Source organism: Sporomusa sp., from assembly GCF_057736855.1.
The window spans coordinates 1-15,454 of the sequence record NZ_JBYKYF010000036.1 but is presented as its reverse complement, the minus strand read 5'-3'; the positions used below and the strand labels follow the sequence as shown (position 1 = coordinate 15,454).

The 15,454-nt window shown below is 40.6% G+C and carries 18 protein-coding genes and 6 tRNA genes; 20 read left to right on the top strand and 4 right to left on the bottom strand.

The genetic code is table 11. The features are described from left to right. Positions 1 to 279: 279 nt before the first annotated feature. The 6 genes from purB (at position 280) to AC29Z1_RS04140 (ending at position 4,854) form a co-directional block, all read left to right on the top strand. Positions 280 to 1,572 carry an adenylosuccinate lyase gene (purB, locus tag AC29Z1_RS04165; RefSeq protein WP_488270198.1) on the top strand — a complete coding sequence of 431 codons (1,293 nt, stop codon included), beginning with the start codon at positions 280 to 282 and terminating at the stop codon, positions 1,570 to 1,572. A 54-nt stretch (positions 1,573 to 1,626) separates the two neighbouring features. After that, complete coding sequence (locus AC29Z1_RS04160; protein WP_488270197.1) at positions 1,627 to 2,910, top strand: adenylosuccinate synthase; 1,284 nt, start codon at positions 1,627 to 1,629, stop codon at positions 2,908 to 2,910. A gap of 142 nt (positions 2,911 to 3,052) precedes the next feature. Next, positions 3,053 to 3,128, top strand: a tRNA-Lys gene (locus AC29Z1_RS04155). Between the two features lies 1 nt (position 3,129). Continuing rightward, positions 3,130 to 3,204 (top strand) — tRNA-Glu (locus AC29Z1_RS04150). Positions 3,205 to 3,208: 4 nt separating this feature from the next. Beyond that, positions 3,209 to 3,284 (top strand) — tRNA-Val (locus tag AC29Z1_RS04145). 319 nt (positions 3,285 to 3,603) lie between these two features. Continuing rightward, the gene (locus AC29Z1_RS04140; RefSeq protein ID WP_488270196.1) at positions 3,604 to 4,854 is read left to right on the top strand and encodes an L-lactate MFS transporter; all 1,251 of its coding nucleotides are present in this window, start codon (positions 3,604 to 3,606) and stop codon (positions 4,852 to 4,854) included. A gap of 31 nt (positions 4,855 to 4,885) precedes the next feature. Here the strand turns inward: AC29Z1_RS04140 and AC29Z1_RS04135 are convergent, their stop codons facing one another. From AC29Z1_RS04135 to AC29Z1_RS04125, 3 genes are read right to left on the bottom strand one after another with little or no spacing between them, the layout of a single operon-like run. Next, entirely contained in the window at positions 4,886 to 5,563 is a 678-nt protein-coding gene (locus AC29Z1_RS04135; RefSeq protein ID WP_488270195.1) for a cache domain-containing protein, read from the bottom strand. Positions 5,564 to 5,586: 23 nt separating this feature from the next. After that, complete coding sequence (locus AC29Z1_RS04130) at positions 5,587 to 6,315, bottom strand: LytR/AlgR family response regulator transcription factor (RefSeq protein ID WP_488270194.1); 729 nt, start codon at positions 6,313 to 6,315, stop codon at positions 5,587 to 5,589. Then, a complete protein-coding gene (locus tag AC29Z1_RS04125; RefSeq protein ID WP_488270193.1) occupies positions 6,312 to 8,009 on the bottom strand; it encodes a histidine kinase in 1,698 nt (565 codons plus the stop codon). The genes AC29Z1_RS04130 and AC29Z1_RS04125 overlap by 4 nt, the downstream gene beginning before the upstream one ends. Positions 8,010 to 8,270: 261 nt before the next feature. On the opposite strand from AC29Z1_RS04125, the gene AC29Z1_RS04120 reads away from it, so the two are divergent. From AC29Z1_RS04120 to AC29Z1_RS04065, 12 genes are all read left to right on the top strand, one after another. Further along, positions 8,271 to 8,346: transfer RNA gene (locus tag AC29Z1_RS04120), tRNA-Asp, on the top strand. Positions 8,347 to 8,360: 14 nt separating this feature from the next. After that, positions 8,361 to 8,436 (top strand) — tRNA-Phe (locus tag AC29Z1_RS04115). Between the two features lie 104 nt (positions 8,437 to 8,540). Continuing rightward, complete coding sequence (locus tag AC29Z1_RS04110) at positions 8,541 to 9,203, top strand: phosphoribosyltransferase (protein ID WP_488270192.1); 663 nt, start codon at positions 8,541 to 8,543, stop codon at positions 9,201 to 9,203. Positions 9,204 to 9,752: 549 nt separating this feature from the next. Beyond that, positions 9,753 to 9,827: transfer RNA gene (locus tag AC29Z1_RS04105), tRNA-Gly, on the top strand. A gap of 120 nt (positions 9,828 to 9,947) precedes the next feature. Then, the gene (locus AC29Z1_RS04100; RefSeq protein ID WP_488270191.1) at positions 9,948 to 10,916 is read left to right on the top strand and encodes a tyrosine-type recombinase/integrase; all 969 of its coding nucleotides are present in this window, start codon (positions 9,948 to 9,950) and stop codon (positions 10,914 to 10,916) included. A gap of 12 nt (positions 10,917 to 10,928) precedes the next feature. After that, positions 10,929 to 11,114, top strand: a complete 186-nt coding sequence (locus tag AC29Z1_RS04095) for a hypothetical protein (RefSeq protein ID WP_488270190.1) — start codon at positions 10,929 to 10,931, stop codon at positions 11,112 to 11,114. Positions 11,115 to 11,768: 654 nt separating this feature from the next. Then, positions 11,769 to 11,957, top strand: a complete 189-nt coding sequence (locus tag AC29Z1_RS04090; protein ID WP_488270189.1) for a helix-turn-helix domain-containing protein — start codon at positions 11,769 to 11,771, stop codon at positions 11,955 to 11,957. Between the two features lie 59 nt (positions 11,958 to 12,016). Continuing rightward, on the top strand, positions 12,017 to 12,430 hold the full coding sequence (locus AC29Z1_RS04085; RefSeq protein WP_488270188.1) for a helix-turn-helix domain-containing protein: 414 nt from the start codon (positions 12,017 to 12,019) through the stop codon (positions 12,428 to 12,430). A gap of 110 nt (positions 12,431 to 12,540) precedes the next feature. Next, positions 12,541 to 12,768, top strand: coding sequence for a hypothetical protein (locus tag AC29Z1_RS04080; RefSeq protein ID WP_488270187.1), 228 nt, complete (start codon positions 12,541 to 12,543; stop codon positions 12,766 to 12,768). Positions 12,769 to 12,779: 11 nt separating this feature from the next. Beyond that, entirely contained in the window at positions 12,780 to 12,992 is a 213-nt protein-coding gene (locus AC29Z1_RS04075) for a hypothetical protein (RefSeq protein ID WP_488270186.1), read from the top strand. 42 nt (positions 12,993 to 13,034) lie between these two features. After that, positions 13,035 to 13,577 carry a hypothetical protein gene (locus AC29Z1_RS04070; RefSeq protein WP_488270185.1) on the top strand — a complete coding sequence of 181 codons (543 nt, stop codon included), beginning with the start codon at positions 13,035 to 13,037 and terminating at the stop codon, positions 13,575 to 13,577. Positions 13,578 to 13,721: 144 nt separating this feature from the next. Then, the gene (locus AC29Z1_RS04065; protein WP_488270184.1) at positions 13,722 to 14,039 is read left to right on the top strand and encodes a septation protein SpoVG family protein; all 318 of its coding nucleotides are present in this window, start codon (positions 13,722 to 13,724) and stop codon (positions 14,037 to 14,039) included. A gap of 22 nt (positions 14,040 to 14,061) precedes the next feature. On the opposite strand, the gene AC29Z1_RS04060 is transcribed toward AC29Z1_RS04065, so the two are convergent. Continuing rightward, entirely contained in the window at positions 14,062 to 14,223 is a 162-nt protein-coding gene (locus AC29Z1_RS04060; protein WP_488270183.1) for a hypothetical protein, read from the bottom strand. Positions 14,224 to 14,403: 180 nt separating this feature from the next. On the opposite strand from AC29Z1_RS04060, the gene AC29Z1_RS04055 reads away from it, so the two are divergent. Together AC29Z1_RS04055 and AC29Z1_RS04050 are read left to right on the top strand one after the other, a co-directional pair. After that, complete coding sequence (locus tag AC29Z1_RS04055; RefSeq protein WP_488270182.1) at positions 14,404 to 14,904, top strand: hypothetical protein; 501 nt, start codon at positions 14,404 to 14,406, stop codon at positions 14,902 to 14,904. Continuing rightward, positions 14,892 to 15,454: hypothetical protein (locus tag AC29Z1_RS04050; protein WP_488270181.1), on the top strand; the 563-nt coding region annotated here is incomplete at its 3' end. The genes AC29Z1_RS04055 and AC29Z1_RS04050, both read left to right, overlap by 13 nt.

Here is a 15,454-nt window from a genome sequence, read left to right as displayed (position 1 = left end):
ATAGAAAGCCGCTTTTTGCCTTACGGCATAAAAGCGGCTTTGTCTACAATCTGGACAGCCTGCGTGTATTAGCAGGCTGTCTTAGTTTTCCGAACATTATTTATTATATTTAATTAATCATTCGAATTTTTATTGACAGTGATTAGCAATAATGCTATGATAAACGAGGGAAAAAAGGGGAAAAACTAGGAAGAGTAATATTTGCGTATGATCTTAACTATAATAAAAATTGGACTGGCTGCTTACACAGAAAAACAGTTCGGAAAGTGAAGTGTTATTATGATTGAACGCTATACTTACCCCGAAATGGGACATATCTGGACCGACCAAAATGAGTTTCAGATCATGTTGGAAATTGAAATTGCTGCCTGTGAGGCTATGGCTAAACTGGGGCAAATACCGGAAGAGGTTGTACCTGTCATTAAGGAAAAAGCTAAATTTTCGGTAGAGCGTATTCGCGAAATCGAAAAAGAAACCCGTCATGATATTTTGGCTTTTTTACAGGCTGTAGCCGAAAATGTTGGCGATCCCGCCAAGTATATCCATATGGGTTTGACCTCAAGTGATGTTAAGGATACCGCTTTGGGAGTCATGATGAAACAGGCGGCCGATATTATTATTGATGATCTTGTTAAGTTTCGCGATGTTCTCAAACGCCGTGCTGCTGAACACAAATACACGGTGATGATTGGCCGCACTCATGGAATTCATGCCGAACCGATTACTTTAGGGTTAAAATTTGCTTTATGGCTTGATGAAACAGAACGCAACATTGAGCGTGTTAAACGCGCTAAAGAAGTAGTGGCTATTGGTAAATTGTCAGGTGCTGTGGGTACCTATGCGAATATTGATCCATTTGTCGAAACTTATGTATGTCAGAAGATGGGCATAAAAGCAGCTAAGTTGGCTACTCAGGTTATTCAGCGTGACCGACATGCAGAGTTTTTGACTACTCTGGCTATTGTCGCCGGATCGCTTGATAAATTTGCTACTGAAATTAGAAATCTGCAGCGGACGGATATCCGGGAAGCAGAAGAATATTTTCATCCCGGCCAAAAAGGATCCTCGGCAATGCCGCATAAACGCAATCCCATTACCTGTGAACGCGTCAGTGGCTTAGCACGGGTGGTACGCGGTAACGCGCTGGCTGCTTTGGAAGATATGCCGTTATGGCACGAGCGGGATATTTCTCATTCTTCTGTAGAACGTGTCATATTGCCTGACAGTACCATTTTAGTCGATTACATGCTGAGAATTCTTACCGATGTTGTTGATCGGCTGCTGGTTTACCCTGACGCTATGCAAGCGAACATTGAAAAAACTGGTGGGCTGATTTTCAGCCAACGGGTACTTTTAAAGCTGGTTGATAAAGGTGCTGTCAGAGAAGAAGCATATCGTTGGGTACAACGGAATGCTATGGCTAGATGGCTGGAAGGAGCAGACTTCAAAGCCAATGTTATTGCTGATCCTGATATTAGGAAATATCTAACTCCCGAAGAGATTGAGGAGTGCTTTGAATATTCCTATTATCTTCGGCATGTAGATACTATTATGGCTCGGTTTGGTCTATAATCGAACTGGTAATGTTTCCTTAAATTCTAGCAAGTTGTGGAAAGGATTGATCCTATGTCTTCTGTAGTGGTGATTGGCACCCAATGGGGTGATGAAGGTAAAGGGAAGATCGTCGATTTTTTGGCGGAAAAGGCCGATGTAGTTGTTCGTTACCAAGGGGGAAACAATGCCGGTCATACGGTGGTTGTTAACGGTACTGAGTTTAAGCTGCATCTGTTGCCATCAGGCATACTCTATTCCGGGAAAACCTGTGTAGTTGGTAATGGCGTAGTCGTGGACCCGGCAGTTATGCTTAAAGAGCTTAAAGGAATGCAGGAAAAAGGTATTGATACATCAGGCCTTAAAGTATCCAATCGTGCCCATGTAATTATGCCTTATCACCGTTTGCTTGACGAAGTTGAAGAAGAATCCCGTGGTGATCGCAAGTTAGGTACCACTAAGCGGGGGATTGGTCCTTGCTACATGGATAAAAATGCTCGTACTGGTATCCGCATGGTTGACTTGATGGATGAAGAAGAGTTTTGTGCTAAACTAAAATACAATCTGGAAGCCAAAAACCAACTATTGAAAGCAGTGTATGGTGTAGAGGGTTTTGATTATGAACAAGTGAAAGCAGAGTATCTAGAATATGCCCGCCAGCTTAAGCCATATGTAACAGATACCGCTGCTGTACTGCATGATGCGATAAAAAGTAATAAAAAGATTCTATTTGAAGGTGCACAGGCTACGCTTTTGGATTTAGACCACGGAACTTACCCGTATGTAACTTCATCCCATCCAATTGCTGGAGGTGCTTGCATTGGTGCCGGGGTTGGACCAACACAAATTAATAAAGTCATTGGCGTAGTCAAAGCATATACGACCCGTGTTGGAGAAGGACCCTTCCCAACTGAGCTTACGGATGAAATTGGGGATATTATCCGGGAACGGGGCCATGAGTATGGTACAACAACCGGACGTCCGCGTCGTTGTGGCTGGTTGGATGCTTGTGTTGTGCGCTATGCCGGCTATGTTAGTGGCATTGACTATATGGCCATTACCCGTCTGGATATTCTTGACGGCTTAAAGACTCTTAAGATTTGTACAGGTTACAAATATAAAGGCCAACTTCTTAATGAGTTTCCGGCAAGCCTTAAAGTGTTAGCTCAGGTTGAGCCGGTTTATGAAGAGTTGCCAGGCTGGGAGGAGTCCACAAGCCATGTAAGAAGCTATGAGGAACTGCCGCTAAATGCCCGCCGGTATATTGAACGGCTGAGTGAAGTTGCTGATATTAAAGTTGGCATAGTTTCAGTTGGGCCGGCCCGTGAACAGACAATTATTCTTGCCGATATGTTTTAAATCAGACAAAAAGATAACCTGCACAGCGCGGGTTATCTTTTTGTCTGAGACTCAGTTAGGCACTATGTCATATTTTGCGTTTTTGTGGATTTAAGTTGTTGACAAGCAATCAAACATCTTGTATAATTACATCCTGTGAGACGATCCACTAGCTCAGTCGGTAGAGCACCTGACTTTTAATCAGGGTGTCCCGCGTTCGAGTCGCGGGTGGATCACCATGGCCCGTTGGTCAAGAGGTTAAGACACCGCCCTTTCACGGCGGTATCAAGGGTTCGATTCCCTTACGGGTCACCATACCGGGCGATTAGCTCAGCTGGGAGAGCGCCTGCCTTACAAGCAGGATGTCGGCAGTTCGATCCTGTCATCGCCCACCATAAAAAAGAAGAGTTTCGTTGTGAAACTCTTCTTTTTTTGATTAATTACCAGAAAATATAAAGATTAATGTATCATTTCGGTAGCTAAAATGAACGGTTCGGAACCTAATTTGTGCATCTCAGAAAGGCATTGTGGAAGCAAACGCGACTTGCCCCCTATAATTATCTTGTAGACTGTGTCTGCAAGTAACAGGAAGGGATGTCTCCTTTGGCGCCAGGGGGAGCGAAGTTGCGGAGTTATGAGAATTTTCGGTAAATAACGCCCTTTCGGCTTGCTTGGACATGGAGTATAGGCACATTACGGAAGGAGTGTTTTCTCATGGGGGGAAAAAGCTATCCGAACCGCTGGTTAATTGCACTGGCTGGAATAGTAATGCAGGTTTGCCTCGGAACAGTATATGGTTGGAGTGTATTCACCAAACCATTAATGGAAGCTCATAACTGGACCAACTCTGAAGTTACGCTAACATTTACCATTGCTATTGGCTGTCTGGCTATATCCAGCGCAGCAGGCGGGTATATTTTGGATACTAAAGGAGCCCGCATTGTTGCTACCATTGGTGGCATTTTGTTTGGTCTGGGGACTCTTATTACAGGGTATGGTGATCAAATCGGTTCACTGGTTACCGTATATATTGGCTATGGCTTACTTTGCGGTTTGGGTTTAGGGTTTGGCTACATTACTCCTATTGCAACGTTGGTTAAATGGTTTCCGGACAAAAGAGGGCTTATTACGGGTATGGCTGTAATGGGCTTCGGTTTAGGATCCCTTATGTTGACCATGCTTTCACCCGGAATGATTGCTAGCATGGGAACGGCTATGACTTTTTATATCTTTGGTGCGATTTTCCTAGTTGCCGTTACTGCGGCTGCGCAGTTGATGATTGAGCCGCCCGCAGGTTATGTACCCACAGGCTGGACGCCGCCTGTTGGCAATAAGGCAGCAGTTGGTATGACACTAGGGGAAGCTATTGGTTCCAAATATTTTTATCTCTTATGGGCTATGTTATTTCTGAATATAACTGCCGGTATTGCCCTGATTTCTCAGGCTTCACCTATGGCCCAGGAGCTTATGCCTGCTAGCATGAGCGTTACAGATAAAGCAAAACAGGCAGGGGCGATTCTTGGTTTATTTGCTGTAATTAATGGGATTGGTCGGCTGTTTTGGGCTTCGGCATCAGATAAGATTGGACGTCGTACCGTGTTTTTCATTTTGTTTGCTACACAAGCAGTTGCCTTTTACTTTTTGGCCAATACCAAAGACATGATGATGTTCATAATTCTCTGCTCCTACGTCTACGCCTGTTACGGTGGCGGTTTTGCTACTATGCCGGCCTATGCGGCAGATATTTTTGGCACAAAGTATGTAGGACGTATTTACGGATGGATGTTAACGGCTTGGGGAGCCGCCGGCATTATGGGTCCCATGCTGTTCTCGCGTATTCGTCAGGCATCTGGCAATTATAGTGAAGCGCTCCTGATTACCTCAGCCGCTTTGGCGGTTGCCATCATATTGCCCATACTGGCAGCTCCCTCTAAGGAAAAGTTAGATGCCACCAAGGTTGCTTAAAACAGGTATAATACAACAGAGCCGCCACTGATTAGCGTGGCGGTTCTTTTTCGTTTGTCGGCCAGGAACGGATGGTAGAGACAGTTGACCAGGAATCGACGGAGATAAAACAAGTAGCCGCAAGGGCAAATAAAAGCGTAATGCGTGCTGACAGTACGGCTGCTGCCGTGACGCTTTGCTTGAGCTGGTCAGCCAGATGTTTAGAGACACCAATATAAAACATGCCGATAATATTGCCTGAACTATCTTTTATAGGCGCATAGCAAGTCTGGTATTTAACACCGACAACCTCGGCTTCACCAGAATACATTTTGCCGTTCTTTAAAACCGTCTCAGTCACATAATCAGCAGCAACTGTGCCGACAGCACGGCTGCCGTCACGCATAACGTTAGTAGCAACGCGGGTGTTTCCTAAAAATATGGTTACCGTGTCATTGGTTAGGCGAGCCACTTTATCAACAAACTCGTTATCGTCATTAATTCGACTATTGCCTTTATATAGTTCACCGTTTACTACATGCCAATCACCAGGGCGCATATAATCAGCAATTTCAAGAACGGTGGCCATGTCGGACTTGGCTTTTTCGGTAATCGCCATTTCAATCTGGATATACATATCCCTGATGGTTACAATTCCCATAAACAAGCACACCAGTATGACGATGCCAATGAACAAAACGGTGACTTTCGTTTTGAGACCAAGCTGCATAATAGCCTCCTTGCAAAGCCATTCTATTTTAGGCCGAGTGCTGCTTTTAACGGTTTTACCCGATTGCGGCTGACCGGAACTTCCTGTTTGTTTGCATCATTCATTCGTAATAAATAAGAACCATGAAACCAGGGGGTAATCTCCAGGACTTCATCCAAGTTGATAATATACTGACGGTGAACACGGAGGAAGTTGTCTTCTGTCAATAAATTATCAAATTCCTGTAGGGTTAACATGGCTGAAAATTCGCCAGTACGGGTACGGACAAAGACGTCTTTATCTTTGACATAAATAAAGACGATATCTTTTTTGTTTACTGGGACAATTTTACCTCCTGATAATACGCAGACTTTGGCGATTTGAGGTTTCTTTTCTGCCATAGATTTGGTAGATAGGGAACGGATTTTAGTTAATGCCAAGCTCAGTTTTTCTTCGGTAACAGGTTTTGTAATATAACCTACAGCCGGAGTTGCAAAAGCATCAATGGCATGCTCTGGATGGGCAGTAATAAACACAATGTATGGCGGCTTACTCATGGTACTTAACTTTTGTGCCATTTCCAGTCCAGACATTCCTGGCATACTGACATCTAAGAAGACAAGCTCAGGTTTTTTTTCTAGAATGTAGATAAGTGCGTCCACACAATTGGTAAATTTAGCACAGACTTCAATATCTGGGTACTGGCTAACCAAGTATTCGATTTCATCACATATGGGTTGTTCATCGTCTACAATTACGGTCTTTTGTTTCACGAGACAACACCTTCTCTCTGAGGAGTTTTTTGTTGAAGCTGAAAGGGAATGCGCAAGCATACTTCAGTACCAAACGGCGGATTGGAGGATATTGTCAAGTCACATTTTGACCCATAGAGGCTAATTAGACGCTTATAGATATTGGTGATACCGATTCCGTCAGAATGGCCGGAATGGATTTGAGCTAGCTTTTCCGGAGGAATACCGACACCGTTATCGGTAATGGTAACGATCAACGAATCGCCTTCAATATAGGCTTCAATAGCTAGCAGGCAACTGCCAAGTTTAGGAAACAGCCCGTGGTTTAAAGCATTTTCTACTAATGGTTGCAGCGATAAGGCGGGAATTAATGCCGATGTAGCCATATCATCAACATGCACTGCGATATCCAGTCGGTCGCCAAAACGTGATTTGGCAATTTCTAAATAAGCCATAATGGCTGTAAGTTCATCTTGGAGGGTTACCAGCTCATCCTGATTAGAATAAGCGCGTTGCATTAAGGTGGCTAGATTTCCTAATAGATTGCGGGCTTTATCCGGGTCGGTTCGACAAAAAGACATGATGATATTAATGGTATTAAAGAGAAAATGGGGATTGATTTGTGCTCTGAGTGCTTTTAATTCCGCCTTTTCCCGCATTTTCCGCTGCTCATCAATTTCGGCCAGTTGTATTTGTACTGATAGTAGATGAGCAATACCATCGGCAATCTGAATATCTAATTCTGATACAGTATCCTCATTAACTCGCGCCAACTCAATGGTTCCCACAATCTTGTTGCCTGTGAATAAAGGGACTACAACGCCGCCCTTTAATGGACAGTGAGGGTAAGGGCAACCTCGGTCGGCGGGAGAGTTGATTATTTTCATTTCTCTGCTGGTGATAGCTGCCTTTACCGCAGCAGATGTAATTGGTTCACCTGGCTTATGATGGTCGTGGCCTTGGCCAATAAAAGCTAACCGTTTATATCTGCCAGTAATAGATACAGCATCTACTTTGGTTAATTCATAAATAATACGAGCTGTCACTGTGGCTGAATGAGTGTTGAAACCCAGTCTAAGGTAGGGGAGAGTACGGCTGGCAATTTCCAGTGACAATTGGGCAGCGCGGGCACTGTAAAGATCCTGTTCAGCTTCAATCCAATTAACAATATATAAAAACAGCCATATGCCTATAACGCTGACAAACATGGTAAGTACAGCGGTTTTAAGGTCGTCCAATAACGTTTCTGTCGAGTCTCCAAGCAGGGTTACAAAGCAGATTTGGCAAAGCTCAACGACCAAGGCAATACCCGCTCCGGTTAGGGGGGTAAGCTGATGAAAGTTGAACCTCAGGCGCATTAGTCCTGCAAATGTTCCGGCTGCCACCAGATAAAACGCTGGGGCCATAGGTGAATTTTCAACAAGGATTAAATATGTGGCACTGATAAAGCCAACACTAAATCCCGAAAATGGTCCGCCACTAAACCCTGCCAATAACACGCCGATCATACGGCTTGTGATTAGCGTCTCACCTAGTGGCAGAGTACTGTAATTACCGGTGATGGATAAAAAAGAAAATAAGGTAATTAGGGAAAACTGGCTAGAAAGATAAAAGGGATAACGCGCACAGCGCATAATAAAGCGGCTGCGACCAGTTAGATAGGCTGTCATGGCAATGAAAGATAACGTACTTATCACTTCTAATAAGATAGTCATTGGCATGGCCGCCTCCATGGTAGTCTACAAAATATATTCGGCATAATGCACTTTTTCCCTTTACCTGGAGGTTGGGTTGAGGATTTTTTTAAAAAATTTTGACATATTATATAAAATAAGTCGCACTGTTTTTCAGGATATTGATTACCAAATACATACAGGCAATCACTTTGAAAACTCACAATATGCCTTGTTACACACATTCCACAAATAGATACTTGACTAATATGAGTTCGTAATATATAATAAAATTCGTCAAATGGCCCGGTGGTGTAGTGGTTAACATGCCGCCCTGTCACGGCGGAGATCGAGGGTTCAAGTCCCTTCCGGGTCGCCATTTTTTTTATCCATGCCTCGGTAGCTCAGTCGGTAGAGCAGAGGACTGAAAATCCTCGTGTCGGCAGTTCGATTCTGCCCTGAGGCACCACAAAAACCTTGCTGTTGCAAGGTTTTTTTATTTTCTACTATTGATTTTGTATTAAATTTACGGCTACTATCAATCCTATAACTACGAGCAAAAGGAGGCTAGCTGTGTTTGACGATCGTATTCATGCCGGGAAAATGTTAGCAGACCAACTTGCTGCGCGTAGTTTGAGCCGCCCCTATATATTGGCGGTTCCTCGGGGCGGGGTAGCGGTAGCATTTCCTATTGCGACCACATTGCAAGTGAACATAGGAGTACTTATCACTAAGAAAATCGGACATCCTCTTAATCCGGAAGTAGCCATTGGCGCTGTAATGCCTGATGGCAGCTTGATTTATGACTATCAATATATTAGTCGTATGGGTGTTAAGCAGGAGACAGTTAAGCAATTGGCAGCCGAAGTTCGCAAAGCGTTAGAAGAGCGGGTTAACATTTATGAAGCCATGATTATAAAGAATCATGAAGTGAAAGGTCGCGATATTATCATTGTGGACGACGGTATTGCAACCGGATATACGATGCTGGCCTCGATCAAATGGCTAAAACAGTGGAACCCGGCAAGCATTGCGGTAGCTGTTCCGGTGGCGCCGACAGATGTTATTGCTAAGCTGCGGAATGAACAAGTTGAGGTTGTGTGTCTTGACGAACAGGAGATATTTACCGCGGTAGGCTGCTATTATAAAGACTTCACTCAAATGACTGATCAGGAAGCACTAGCATATCTTCGACTTGCGTTTAATCTCAGCAAACAGACCAAGAGAATGATATAGTGGCAACCAGGAAGATGCGGATAATGGTTGGGTTACAATCATAACGTTCGTTTTACAGTAGTAATCGGAGCGGCTATTGCCAGGATGATAACAAAGTCTCTGCAAAATATAGCTATTATTGTGTGAAGATTTATCTAACGAGGATTTACGGGACAAGAAGCCGAAGTCTAACTAGTTTAGCTCAGGATCTTCATGTGGCCGTAAGTACGTTTCGGGTTTAGTTCTAAAGCAGGACGCGGTTTTAATAAACTCATGAAAATTAATGGTAAGTGTTCTGTTAGTCTTTCTTGGATTTGCGCGTGATATGGTTATAGAAAGAAAACAAGGAGGGAAATCAGTTGCACGAAGATAATTTTAAGGGCGACAGACTCCCTCAAAAGTATGAAAAGTCCTGTATAAAAACTATATTCCAGTAGATACTATTGATTATCTATTTTATGTGTAGTATAATTTAATCAATCAAACAAGAGTACAAGACAAAAAATCCTATACTCTTAGATTAAATGAAAAACTTAAATAGAACATAGGTATTCCCTAGGTTCAACACGCGCGGGCATAGCTCAGTGGTAGAGTACCGGCTTCCCAAGCCGTGGGTCGCGGGTTCGAATCCCGTTGCCCGCTCCAGATGCAGATAAAATCTGAGGTAGAAGCAATTCTATCTCAGATTTTTGTTTTTTTACAGCATCAGCTTCGATTTATTGCCTTGTATAATTCATTGGTAAACCAATTGTATCGCATGTATATGTGAATACATTGCAAATAAATTCAAAAAGGCTGACTATCAGCGGTATGGAGATAACATTAGCGGCGAAAATGTTTTTTTCAAGTAAACAGTCAGAAGGAGTGACGGCAAGGACTATTCAGACTTATAGAGCAGAATTACCTAAATTTTTAGATTTTCTCATGGAGAAAATGGAAGTCTATCATGTAGAAGATATTACCGCCTATCAAATAAGAGAATTTCTTAACCACCTGAAAAGCCTAGGTACAATGCGCAATATTACAATACATAGATATTACCGCACTATCAAAACATTTTTAAATTTTCTTGAAAAAGAAGAAATAATCAAAAACAATCCAATAAAAAAAGTCAATCCGCCGAAGATTGAAAAAATAATACCTAGAACATTTACTGCTGTTGAAATAAAGAAAATGCTTAACGCTTTTAAAGGCAATACATTTTATGAAATTCGCAACAGATGCATAATATCGCTATTTTTCAGTACTGGCATAAGAATGAATGAATTAATTGAACTAAGATCGCAGGATATAAATATTACAACAGACTTAATTCGTATAGCCAAGGGCAAAGGCATGAAGGAACGTTTCGTACCTATCAGCAGAGCGATGAAGAGGATTTTGGTTGATTATTTGAAACACAGGCAAGAATATCTTGCGGATAAAAATCCTGATTGCCCTTATGTTTTTCCGTCCAGGACAGGGCAGAAAATGACTTCGTCAGCGTTGGAAAGTATGTTCAGAAAACTAAAAGGTGAACTAAAACTGCAAGGTGAAAAAATATCCTGTCATACCTGGCGGCACACTTTTGCAAAAAACTACCTGCTTAACGGCGGCGACATATTCTCCCTCCAGAAGATACTAGGGCATGCAGACCTTGAGAGTACTCGTATATATTTGCAGTTAAACGACCAAGAAATAAAGACACAGTTTTCCCGATATAATCCCCTTGATAATAAGGATTGGCTGTATTAGGGGAGGATTGGCATGGATAGAAAAGAAAAAGCCGTCATGGATTGGATAGAAGAGAATTTTGACCTGCAATATTTCACTATTGTTGATTTTCCCCTGTTTCCTGCAGGGAAAAGACTGATTGCCCAAAACGGTAATGAAATGGTCGTATATTATGATTTGCTATATGATAGGGTTGGTTGGGATTTTCCTGAAAAATGAGACAAAAGTCCTATAAAAATAAGACAAAAGTCCTAAGAAAAAACCTTGTATTTTTGGCCGCTTTAATAAGTATGGAAATGAAGGATAATTTTCGGCAGAAACAAAAAAACCTTACATTTTTGGCCGAAAATGCACTATTTTATGGAAGGGTTTTTAAATTCGTTGTAGACATTTAGCTTAAAATGTTTGTATATAATGGACATATAAAAAATGTAATATTTTTGGCCGAAAATACGTTAAACAGGGAAGGGTAATTCAGCAGATACAAAAAAACCTTACATTTTTATCAAAATATGGGATTGATATTTTATGGAGGGGTTTTTTCAGCAGAAACAAAAAAATGTAACATTTTTGGCCGATTTTGCAGATTACTTTAATTGGATGGGTTAAAAAACCTTATATTTTCGTCCGCTTTAATAAGTATGGAAATGAAGGATATTTTTCGCCAGACAAAAAATGTAATATTTTTGGCAAGATTTTTGACTTATAGTAGAAGGAGTAAAAAAACTTAACTTTCTGTCCACTTTTGGAACATTTATATGGGAGGATATTTTTTAACAAATCTACAGAAGCTTATAGTCCAGGACAATGTCCTGGATTTTTTTATTTTGCTTGTTTTTAATAATTATTATTCAAACAAAGGGGGTGAACATCATGCCGAAATTAACACGAATGAAAATTCTCCGTATGCAAAAAGGGCTAACTCAACACGACTTAGCCAAAATGTTAGGTGTTAGTCAGTCATATGTCGCGAAAGTTGAAAATGAACAAATAAAGCCAACGCAAGATGTACTATTGGCATTAGCAAAAGTCTTACAGTGCAGACCAGACGAATTGGTCTGATTTTTTTTATTCCTATTTCGTCCTAATTATTATGAAAATTGGAAAAGGAGTGATTGTATATGCAATCTATTTGTCCGGTATGTGGTCACGAGCATAACGATCCGAAACAATGTCCTATTTGTGGATATTGGTACCAAATAGTCAGATACAAAGAACATGGCCAATGGGTTAATTACGAAGAATACGAAAAAGTCATGCAAAATGTCAAAGATAACAAACGGTATAACCTAACCTGTCCAGATTGTTTTAAGGAAGCCAAAATGTATTATGACGGTTATGGTCTTACTTGTTCCTGTGGTGGTTTATTTAGTTTAAAGGGTGTTGATAATCCTTTGAAGTTTTTTCGCGAAAAAAACGGTTACACGCAAGAGCAAGCGGCAAAAATGCTAGGCATAAGTAGGTCATTACTTGCGATGATTGAAGCAGGACAAAGGAAAATTCCAGACAATATTTTAGGTTTTGTCACAGGTTAAGGGTATCTATCGTACAAGCCATTTTGTCACAAATGCCAACGCCTGCGAAGCCAGTATTTTCAAGGGTTTGCAGGTACCAAAATTTACCAAAATCAAGGGGGAGTGGTCTCATGGAAAAACAAGAACAATACACTATCAAAAATACATGTGGTTACAACGAATATGTTCATCACGTCATGGCTGACATTGCCGAAACGGTATCAATACTTAGTCAAGTTGTAAGAAACCTGGAACTGATAAAAGCCGACATTGATGAACTAGCGGAAGAAAACGAAGAATTGGCAAGTGAATTGCGAAAGATTTTGCAGGTAGTACTCGAAAAAGTTTTTGTCAGATAGGATGATTACCGATGCCAAGAGGTAGGCCGAAAAAGTCTGAAACAGACAAAAAATCAATCAAATACAGATTAGGGGAATTAACTGACTCACAAATAGCGATATGGCTGATTGATGATACCTTTGTTGTCAATCCAAAATATGAGCAATCATTTATAGAATTATGTAAACAATTAAATATTAAACCAATAAAAAATCCGCCTTTTGCGCCAATCATGGGTCGTTAGGCGGTTTTTATATTTTATCAAAATCAAAAGGAGAGATGTTTCATGCAACAAAAACACAAAACCTGGCTTGAATTGAAATGTTCAGAATGTGGTAAGGTGTTTTCGCCGAAAAATCAGGGTATATGGTACAGGGTAATTGAGGGACAAATACTATTGACTTGTCCTACCTGTTATGAAAAATGGGAAAATCAGTATGAAGTCATCAATGCCGAATTCGGCGATAGTCCCGGATATGGCATGCCAATGGTTACTATACATTTCAAAAATGGTCAAGTATTAGGTCCGGTAGGATATATGGCAGAAACTAATCACATAGAAATACCTGGATACGAAATACCAATGAGTACCAAAATCAAGCTGAAAGAATTGGCCAGGGCATTTTGGGCTGAAAAAGAGAAACAGAAACTAAAAACATTCAGGTTGGTTGACACTTTTGACGAACAATATATTTTTGCAGAAACCAACGCAGGCGAACAATTTAAAATCCGTTTAAAATACGGCCGGTATGGGGAAATGATTTTGGATCCTAGCGCGAAATTACCTGAGTATGTCTTGGCCCAAATAGAGCAGAAAATGCGTGAATAGTGCTGTGTCACACACAATGAAGTTTTAAATTTTCTCAAAGGAGACTTAAAACTTCATTGCTGTGTCACCACTTAATGACAGGGTGTAGGGTCAACCTACACCCTTTTTTTATGAACAAAATCAAAAAAAAGGAGCGGATATGTAATGAAAATAACCTCTATCATGTTCAAAAAAGCAAATCGACAACAGGAAAAACTACCTGGTGTTTTGGCATTGGTGAATATCGAGATTGAAAATGCAATTGTAATTCGCGATGTTCTTTTCGGGAAATATCCCGATGACAGTGCCAAACATTTCCTGCGTTTCCCTCGCAGGAAGTCGCAAATAGGATTTTATCTAGTTGCATATTGCGTGAGCAAAGAAATACATGAACAAGTAATAGCACAAGTGATTGAAGCTTGGCAAAGGATTGATACACAGGAATTCGAAGAAGAAGGAAGAACGGTGGTTGATGTGACTTAGGGGACGGTGTTTTGCCGTCCCCTTACTTAATCGTAACTATAATGTCATATTTCCTTCCTGTGTCATCAACAACAGATAAATCCCAAAAACCCTCATCTTTTACTAAATCATATAAAGCACTTTCAAGTTCTTCCTTGGTCTGAAATTCATCTTGCGTACCGTAAATGTTTTTGATTATGTACATTGTAAAACCACCTTTCGTTTAGTTTTGCTTTAATTTTAGGACAAACATTAATTTTTGTCAATAGTCAAGCGGTAAAAATCATGATTAAAAAGAATTATATACGTTTATATTCATTTATTAGATAATTATCTATGTTTTTCGTATAATATCTATTATTTTTAATAGAAAGGAGCAAAAATAATGAACAAAACAATAGCCGTTGACATTGATAACACCTTGAATAATTTTTCCGAAGTTTTGAATTCATTTCAACCAACAAATGACAACGAATATAACCAGGCGTTGATATATGCAAAGAAAGACAGATTGCTATATTCAGATATTCCGGCGAAGTATTATACAAAAATCCTAGAAATACACAAACAAGCGTATATATTGGCTGATATTGCACCAGGAGCACAGGAATTCATGCAATGGTTAAACATCAATGGTTGGCGCGTGGTGATACTCACCTACAGGGATTTGAGGATTTGTTACACGGAAACAAAGCAATGGTTAGCCAAACATGGCATACATTATGATTTACTTATTGATACATCAGACATTAAGGCAAAAGTATGTAGGCTATGGCAGATACACTACCTGATTGACGACATGGAAAATATCGAATTCGCTAAACAATTAGGCATTACAGTTTTCCGGCCGGGGAATTGGGAGGGAGTGAAACAATGTTTACAATAGAACAAAAACTAGTGTTGTTGAAAAAATTTTACTCATGCATGAAACCGAATGTTTTGAAACTAGAAGTAAATGATTTTGGCTTTGACTTCATAAATATCATGCGAAAAGCAGGCGTTGTGGTTGATTATGTGGACTTCAAAAAAAATATTCATAAATACCGCCTGCATGTATCCCAACAGGTATATGACTATTTACTATTGCATCATATAAAACAAAACGGCAATGTATGCGGTTATTTTGACGATTATGCGAATGATATACTTTGCTTCAACATCGATAGTAGGGGAATATCACCAGAAGAAACATACCTAGTAGCAGAATATGTGTACATTTACCTGAAATTGGAAAATATATTACCGCTAATGGTTGAATCAGGTAGAGGTTATCACATATGGGTTCGGCTGAATGAAAGACAGGACAATGAAAAAATCTATTCTTTTTCCCGCCGGATTGCTGGGTTTGTGATGGATTGTTTAAAAGACCAAAACATAGACACGGAAAAAGTATTCATCACGATATACCCTACACCAGGATATACGCAGGGATATTC

Excerpts from the sequence above, each read along its gene's own strand:
- AC29Z1_RS04070 (WP_488270185.1), top strand. The coding sequence starts at position 13,035 with ATGCAACAAAAACACAAAACCTGGCTTGAATTGAAATGTTCAGAATGT.
- AC29Z1_RS04125 (WP_488270193.1), bottom strand. The coding sequence starts at position 8,009 with ATGACTATCTTATTAGAAGTGATAAGTACGTTATCTTTCATTGCCATG.
- AC29Z1_RS04095 (WP_488270190.1), top strand. The coding sequence starts at position 10,929 with ATGGATAGAAAAGAAAAAGCCGTCATGGATTGGATAGAAGAGAATTTT.
- AC29Z1_RS04065 (WP_488270184.1), top strand. The coding sequence starts at position 13,722 with ATGAAAATAACCTCTATCATGTTCAAAAAAGCAAATCGACAACAGGAA.
- AC29Z1_RS04075 (WP_488270186.1), top strand. The coding sequence starts at position 12,780 with ATGCCAAGAGGTAGGCCGAAAAAGTCTGAAACAGACAAAAAATCAATC.
- AC29Z1_RS04085 (WP_488270188.1), top strand. The coding sequence starts at position 12,017 with ATGCAATCTATTTGTCCGGTATGTGGTCACGAGCATAACGATCCGAAA.
- AC29Z1_RS04080 (WP_488270187.1), top strand. The coding sequence starts at position 12,541 with ATGGAAAAACAAGAACAATACACTATCAAAAATACATGTGGTTACAAC.
- AC29Z1_RS04060 (WP_488270183.1), bottom strand. The coding sequence starts at position 14,223 with ATGTACATAATCAAAAACATTTACGGTACGCAAGATGAATTTCAGACC.
- AC29Z1_RS04055 (WP_488270182.1), top strand. The coding sequence starts at position 14,404 with ATGAACAAAACAATAGCCGTTGACATTGATAACACCTTGAATAATTTT.
- purB (WP_488270198.1), top strand. The coding sequence starts at position 280 with ATGATTGAACGCTATACTTACCCCGAAATGGGACATATCTGGACCGAC.
- AC29Z1_RS04140 (WP_488270196.1), top strand. The coding sequence starts at position 3,604 with ATGGGGGGAAAAAGCTATCCGAACCGCTGGTTAATTGCACTGGCTGGA.
- AC29Z1_RS04135 (WP_488270195.1), bottom strand. The coding sequence starts at position 5,563 with ATGCAGCTTGGTCTCAAAACGAAAGTCACCGTTTTGTTCATTGGCATC.
- AC29Z1_RS04160 (WP_488270197.1), top strand. The coding sequence starts at position 1,627 with ATGTCTTCTGTAGTGGTGATTGGCACCCAATGGGGTGATGAAGGTAAA.
- AC29Z1_RS04090 (WP_488270189.1), top strand. The coding sequence starts at position 11,769 with ATGCCGAAATTAACACGAATGAAAATTCTCCGTATGCAAAAAGGGCTA.